The organism is Aeromonas sp. HMWF017 (genome assembly GCF_003061465.1).
Lineage (GTDB): Bacteria > Pseudomonadota > Gammaproteobacteria > Enterobacterales > Aeromonadaceae > Aeromonas > Aeromonas veronii.
Map to the genome: position 1 here is coordinate 24,991 of NZ_QAJD01000126.1, position 6,353 is coordinate 31,343.

At 58.3% G+C, this 6,353-nt stretch carries 5 protein-coding genes and 1 riboswitch; of the genes, 2 read left to right on the top strand and 3 right to left on the bottom strand.

Going from position 1 to position 6,353, the window contains the following annotated elements; translation table 11 throughout:
* Window positions 1–42: 42 nt before the first annotated feature.
* Both DBR30_RS12225 and DBR30_RS12230 read left to right on the top strand, forming a co-directional pair.
* On the top strand, window positions 43–522 hold the full coding sequence (locus DBR30_RS12225; RefSeq protein WP_108541667.1) for a hypothetical protein: 480 nt from the start codon (window positions 43–45) through the stop codon (window positions 520–522).
* 17 nt (window positions 523–539) lie between these two features.
* Window positions 540–1,154: a superoxide dismutase gene (locus tag DBR30_RS12230; protein WP_108541666.1), complete on the top strand. Its 615-nt coding sequence runs from the start codon at window positions 540–542 to the stop codon at window positions 1,152–1,154.
* An 83-nt stretch (window positions 1,155–1,237) separates the two neighbouring features.
* Here the strand turns inward: DBR30_RS12230 and DBR30_RS12235 are convergent, their stop codons facing one another.
* The 3 genes from DBR30_RS12235 to DBR30_RS12245 form a co-directional block, all read right to left on the bottom strand.
* Window positions 1,238–2,140: a SanA/YdcF family protein gene (locus DBR30_RS12235; protein ID WP_108541665.1), complete on the bottom strand. Its 903-nt coding sequence runs from the start codon at window positions 2,138–2,140 to the stop codon at window positions 1,238–1,240.
* 187 nt (window positions 2,141–2,327) lie between these two features.
* Window positions 2,328–5,084 (bottom strand): collagenase, encoded by a 2,757-nt coding sequence (locus tag DBR30_RS12240; protein WP_108541664.1) that lies wholly within the window; start codon window positions 5,082–5,084, stop codon window positions 2,328–2,330.
* A 470-nt stretch (window positions 5,085–5,554) separates the two neighbouring features.
* Window positions 5,555–5,872: a fimbrial protein gene (locus DBR30_RS12245; protein WP_069554682.1), complete on the bottom strand. Its 318-nt coding sequence runs from the start codon at window positions 5,870–5,872 to the stop codon at window positions 5,555–5,557.
* A 91-nt stretch (window positions 5,873–5,963) separates the two neighbouring features.
* A riboswitch (cyclic di-GMP riboswitch) is annotated at window positions 5,964–6,050 on the bottom strand.
* Between the last annotated feature and the right edge of the window lie 303 nt (window positions 6,051–6,353).

The window sequence follows — 6,353 nt, forward strand, 5'->3', positions numbered from 1 at the left end:
TTTATGTAATGATAATTATTATCATTTGTTGGTGTGAAGCATATGACAGCAACCTGGGTGAAGGGGTGGGTCGAGTCGACCGAAGGTGGCAGCAGCATGAGTCACTGGAAACAGCAGACTCGAGAGGGTAACCGGCTGTTTGACTGCGGCGAGTATCATCAGGCGTTGGCCCATTATCAGCAGGCGCTCTGGCTGGCTCGTCAGCAATTGGTGCAGTGGCATGACGCCGATGAGGCGGTGGCGGCGCTGGTTGTGGCTCACCACAATCTGGCGGATCTGCTGGTGGCCATGACTTTGCCCGATCGCGCCGCCGACCTGCTCTGCTATGTGCACGACTGCCTGATGGCGACCTGTCACTCCCCCGCTTGCTCCTCTCGCCTGCGAGAGGCTGCATTGCGCCATACCCGCACAACTCGTGCCGAGTTGCTGACGTTCGTACAGCGCCACGGCAGCCACGCCGGGATCATGTGTTCGCTCGGTCACTGCCTGTGTCAGAGCGAGCCCTCATCCCGGCTCCATTAATCCGAACAGAGGTCATCATGAGCCATACTCTGCCAGCCCTGAACTATGCCTACGACGCACTGGAACCCCATATCGATGCCCTGACCATGGAGATCCACCATAGCCGTCATCACCAGACTTATATCAATAACCTCAACGCCGCACTGGAAACGGCGCCCGAGCTGGCCGCACTGCCGGTAGAGGAGCTGCTGAGCCGCTTCGACACCCTGCCAACCGCCCTGCAGGGAGCGGTCCGCAACCATGGCGGCGGCCATGCCAACCACTCCCTGTTCTGGCTGGTGATGAGCCCGCAGGGGGGCGGTGAGCCGGGCGGTGAGCTGGCTCTGGCCATCGAGCGGGAATTGGGGGGATTCGATGCCTTCAAGCAGGCTTTCACTCAGGCGGCTCTGAGCCGCTTTGGTAGTGGCTGGGCCTGGCTGGTGGTGGACAAGGCGGGCAGATTGCAGGTGGAGAGCAGTGCCAACCAGGATAGTCCCTTGATGCATGGCCATACCCCGATCCTGGGGCTGGATGTGTGGGAGCACGCCTACTATCTCAAGTACCAGAACAAGCGTCCTGACTATATCGCTGCCTTCTATCAGGTGGTGGAGTGGGCCGAAGTGGCCCGCCGCTATCAGGCGGTGCGAGGCTGACCTGTCGCTGGGTATGGGTGTGCAGGCTCACCGCCACAACCTGCGCTGTAATAACAAGACCCGCCAGTTGGCGGGTCATCTGTTTATGGTGCGGCTGTGCTGGCGGCTGAAGGGGCCATCGGCATCGTGGGCAAGGCCGCGCTGGGCGACTCTGCGGTGGTTTCTGCCGCGGATTTGGCGGGAGTGACCGGATCAGTCGTTGCCGAGGCAGACGAAGTTGCTGACTCGGTGGCAACCGCGGCAGATACTGCCGCTTGCTTGGCCTCATCCACCGCCGGTTTGGGCTGTTTGAGGCAGGGTTGCAGGCTGCCGATGGTACTTAGTGACTGGCAAGGCACAGGCAGGCCGATGGGGACTGGTGCCCCGAGGAACTTGGGTCCCTTGTCCAGCACATAGAGGTCGAGCAGCCCCATCAGGCGGGCAAAGACTTCCCGCACCCGGGTGCGGATCCCCTGATAGGCGCTGGGATCCTCGGCATTAAAGCCGACCGCATCGATACCGAAATGGCGGGCGATGAAAATGGCCCGCTCGTTATGAAAGCCCTGGGAGACCACGGTAAAGCGCTCCTGGCCGAACACCTCTTTGGCGCGAACCACTGAGTCGAGGGTGCGGAATCCTGCGAAATCCATATAGATGGCGGAGGCGGGGATGCCCGCCTTGATCAGGGCGCGGCGCATCTGGCGCGGCTCGTTGTACTGCACGGTGGCGTTGTCACCGGAGACGATGATGAAGTCCACCTTGGCATTGTTGTAGAGCTCGGCCGCCGCCTTGATGCGGTATTTGAAGTAGTGGTTGGGGCCGCCACCGGAGAGATATTTGGAGGTACCCAGCACCACCGCAACCCGGTTGTAGGGCACCTTGTCCACCTGATCGTAGGTGTAGTGACGGGCATCCGAGACGATCCACTCGCTGTAGCCCAGCAGCATGGCAATCAGGGCCAGCAGCAAAACGAGGCAGGCGAGGAGGATCTTGGCAAACTTCTTCATGCGCGGTGCGGTCAGGGTCTGAAGTTGGGAGTGGCTATCGGCATTCTATTACAACTCGGCCGCTTGCGTCAGGCTTGATAACGGGCGGGCACTTCATTCGGGCAGCGGTTGTCGCAGCAGAGGCCGGGAAAGCGGGAGGATAAAGCGAGGAGCTGCGGTGGCAGCCCCTCTGGTCGGTGAAGGTCTATCAGTGGGCGGAGTCGTTGCCTTTGCAGGCGTCTGACTCCTTGTTGGCTTGCCACCAGGGCAGCAGATCCCGGCCGAGCCATGCCTGATAGGCGTCGCTGTCGTTGGCGATCAGCCGGTCCAGCTCCCCTTCGAAGTCGCTCATCGCCTGCTGCCGATCCGGATTGCGCAGCGCCTGTGCCAGCGCCAGCCAGCTGGCGCCGCGACCGGTATCGTTGAGGAAGCGGTGCACGGTATAGGACCAGGAGTAGACCATCTCGCCACCCTGGTCGTAGTCAAGGTGGAGGATAGCCGCCAGTGTCGGACGCTGGTTGGCGGGGCGGTTTGCCACGTTATCCAGACCCCGGGCAAAGCACTGGCCGTGGGCGATGTACTCTGCAATCCCCTCGGCCCACCAGGTAGTGCGGTTGAGCGGATAGTGGCCGAAGCTGCCGTACTGGTTGAATCGGCCGTCGAGATAGTGAACGTACTCGTGGCGCAGGTTCCACACCTGGAAGGCGGGGCGTTTCCACTCTGCCTCATAGGCGAAGAAGCGGGCCTGATTGCCGGGGCGAGCCGGATCCCCCTCGATATAGATGCCGCCATTGTCGGTAGAGACGCCAAACAGCGCGCTGCCGTAGCGGCCCCAGTCGGCGGAGGAGTTGAAGATCACCAGTTCCAGCGCTTCGTTGTGATCATCGGCCACCGGTTGCCAGCCAGTCTCCATCTGCTGGTGGAAGCGCTGCTCTTCATCACCCAGCTCGCGGCAGATCCCTTCGGCCTGAGCCTGAGTCAGATCCTGAGCGCGCAGACGCAGGGTGGGTGAGCAGGTGTGCTCGAACGGCAGAATATCTTCCATGCGGATCGGGGTACAAAGCCCGGCGAACTCGCCGCTGACACAGGCTTCGCTGGTGCGATCCGTGTAGGTGAGGTAGTAGCTGGAGAGAGTCAGGGAGACCTCTTCCAGCATGGCGGCCGGATGCTGGCCACCCGGGATCAGCCCCTGCTGGCGCATGATGGCGATGACATCGCGATCCAGTTGTTGGCGATAGGCGATCGCCTTATCCGGGCTGGTGTGATGGAGGTAGCGCATCATCTGGTAGAGACGGCTATGGGCATCGAGGATGTTGTTGAATATAAACAGATCCCGTGAGCCATCGCGTTGTTTCCAGAGGGCCAGCTCGCTCAGGCCCAGTTGCAGCAGGTTCTGGCGCAATGCCGCCTCCTGTTGCAGCACAGCTGCGCTGAAGTCAGCATGCTGACCGTAAGAGGCGCTCTGATCGACCAGATTGAGCAGCTCGAAGAGGCCATCGGCCCAGGGTTTGTGACCATTGATCTGCGCCGCATGTTGCACCGCATAGCCGAACGCCTGGTTGAGCTGGGCCAGCATGGGGGCGGCACTCTGGCGGAAGGCGGCTTGCCCAAGTTGTCCTTGCGCCGCTACGCTCCAGGCTTCCAGCACTGTGCCAGCCTGATCCTGTGGTTCAGCTCCCAGCAGCAATGGGTGGTTGAGCAGATCAATCATAACCCCGGCCAGTGCCCGGGCGACCTGATCACTCTCCTTGCCAATGCCGCCGTGGTAGTTGTGGGCGCGCACATAGTAGAGCAGCTTGTCCATTGCCGGATGGGTCGGCTGGTTGGCCGCCAGCAGGGCACGCATCCCGCGCACCACCGCCATCAGCTTGGCGTCATCGTGGCCGTAATCCGCCTGCCAGGCAGGACTGTTCTGGCCGCTCACGTCGGCCACCAGTTTGGCGGCATCGCTGTCGAGCAGATCCACGTCGGGCTGCTCGGGCTCGGAGCAGAGACGACCGTTGGCGCGGCGGCACTCCAGCTGCTCCTCCTTGCTGGCCAGCACGATGGGGCGATTGAGCACCCGGCTCTCCTGCCACTCTTTGCTCTCTGGCAGGGGTTGCCACTCGCCGCCGGCGACCGGGTATTGGTAGCCGCTATCTTGCAACGTTACCTGAACCTCGCTGCCTGCGGGGATCACCTGACGGCAGATGCGATAGCGGATGGTGTTGCTCCCCTCCTTGCGCTCCTGCGGCTCATCACACTCCTGCTGAGGCAGCTGATCCAGCAGCCACTGATAGCGGCGCCAGACGTGGATCTCGCTGACCTGAGCGGCAGCCTGACTGCCTGCCACCGGTTGCAGACGGAAGAAGATCTGCTCCAACCGGCCATCCCGCTCGCTGGGTGTCTCTTCAAGTACCTGCAACTGCTGCCAATCCTGCGGCTGATAGTGCCACTCCGGCTCTGCGCAGCGGCCCTGCGCGTTGAGTTCGCAGCGATCCAGTTCCCTTTCACTCTGACCCAGGATGATGGCTTGCGGCAGCGGCAGACGATCCTGCCGCTGGGCGGTCGGCGTGCCCGCCAGCTGCTCCCAGCGACCCTGCTTGAGGCCATAACCGAAGTCATAACTGCTGGCGGGGATCAGCTTGCCCGCCGGAATCCGATCTTCACAGCGCACGAAGCGGATCTGCCAGCCCGCATCTACCTTGAGCTGCGGCTCGCCACACTGCTGTTCGGCCAGCGCACCGAGATCGCTGCTCTGCCAGTCGAAGCGACGGTAGACCCTAAGCTGCTGGTAAGGAGCATTGCTGCTGCGCGCCTTGAGTTCGTAGGTGATCTCGGTGATACGCGCGGCCAGTTGCCGGCTCGATTCGCCAGTCAGCTGATACTGTCGCCAGTCATTGAGGGAGTAGTTGGCTTGCGCCGAGGATGTCGCCAAAAGCAGGGGGCCTGCCAGCAGCAGCCACCCGGTACCTGAACGGTTCATTTTTATCCCTTTGTTCTTGTTTGTGTATTGTCTTGCGAGTAATCGCAAGGCAATTTACAGGGACTCAAAGGAATATCAATGGTTTTTTAAATGACATATAAATCAATGAGATGTCGTTGATTTATATGCTTGCGATTTCTGAACTCCTGCTGCCGTAGTGAGGGCTCACATGCGACTTTATTGAGGAAGTTGTTCGTTGTGTAAAGTGTGTGTCAGATCTCATTTCACCAACACGAGACATGCAGCAAATGACCAGGAAAAGCGAGATGTCCCTATGGCTTAAGCCACATTATCTGGGCGCATGATGACTTGTGACTCAATCAGCAAAGCCAGCTATTTGTTTGTGAGGAGGCGGGATGAAAAGATATTGGCCGCCTGTATCGGTAGCACAGGCGACCTGATAAGAGCTTCTTTCAACACCACCAGCTCATCTGTTTCGCGCCAACTTCAGCGTCACTACAGATGAATCATCAGAGATAGCTGACGGTCACGATCGCCATGTTGCTGGCATTGATCACTCTGTAGTTGATCGTGCTGCTAATTGAGCTGATTTGACCGACTTGCTGCAAGTGAGCCAAAGGCATGGTCTGCTTGTTGATGCCTGAATAGCAGGTCACGTTGCTATCAGAAAAATCACATGGAGATTCGTAGATAGCACCAGTAAATGTCACTGAGCCATCAGCAGCAGATGCAGTGGATGGCAACAAGGCGGTACCAAGCAGCAGGGCGGTGAATGCAGAGAAAACTGTTTTGCGGACTAAATTGGAGGCGGTGTGTTGAGCTTTCATATCTATGTCCTTTTCGTCACAGGTGTTGTACGAAAAGGGCAACGCAATCAAAGAGTAATACCATAAATTGGCAATGACATAACTCTTCTCAGATGGCAGCTCCGCTGTCTTAGGTATCAAAACCCTTAGACCGGTGGCTTTGCGTCCCGACCTTTCGATCGGTTTGCCCTTTACTCTATGTCTAGATGATAACACTCCACTTTGAGAAATCAATCGGCTTAAAAATCATGAGAGATGGATCACAGTTAGCCTGCATAATTAATAACGTATATTTATTTTTTATCTCAAATTTTGCCTGTGAATATTGCGGGCAAGCCTCTATATTAGCGCGTCATATCTATGATTAATATGTAATGTAGTAGATGTATATTTATGTGTGTGCTGCCAATAATTTGATTACCTGATTACCTGATTACCTGATTACCTGATTACCTGATTACCTGATTACCTGATTACCTGATTACCTGATTACCTGATTACC